Annotated in this window: 1 protein-coding gene; it reads left to right on the top strand. The window is 47.0% G+C overall.

Translation table 11 applies throughout. The features are described 5' to 3' along the window. Positions 1–403 (top strand): structural protein (locus tag PSI23_RS22060; RefSeq protein ID WP_273557052.1); only part of this gene is annotated, 403 nt, incomplete at its 5' end. Positions 404–472 lie beyond the last annotated feature (69 nt).

The following is a 472-nucleotide window of genomic DNA, read 5'->3' as shown; positions in this document are numbered from 1 at the left end:
GACGAGAGGCATTAGGAATAACAATCCCGGCAATATCGATCACAATTCCGCGAATAAGTGGCAGGGGCAAATTGGAATCGAAACGGGGGTAAAAAATCCTCGGTTCTGTCGGTTCGAGTCACCAGAGTATGGTATTCGGGCGCTCATAAAGTTACTGACCAATTATCACAAGGGCGGCCATAACAGCGTGTCTAAAATCATCAACCGCTATGCACCCAATATAGAAAACAACACCACCGCTTACATCAAGGGTGTTTCCAAGGCGCTCAATGTCGACCCGCATCACGTTCTCGACATTGATAAGCCGACATTGATTGCGCTGGCTAAGTCGATCATTCTGCACGAGAACGGCAAGCAGCCTTATTCCGATGATGTTTTCACACGGGCATTTGAACTGTTATGAAGTGGAAGGCCAAAGCTATTTTGCTGGTTGTCTGTATCGTACTGGTTAGCTCGGCTGCATATTCTATCT

It is taken from the genome of Xenorhabdus yunnanensis (genome assembly GCF_028598805.1).
Lineage (GTDB): Bacteria > Pseudomonadota > Gammaproteobacteria > Enterobacterales > Enterobacteriaceae > Xenorhabdus > Xenorhabdus yunnanensis.
Note: the sequence above shows the minus strand (reverse complement) of the source record. Positions and strands in the feature narration are given on the sequence as shown.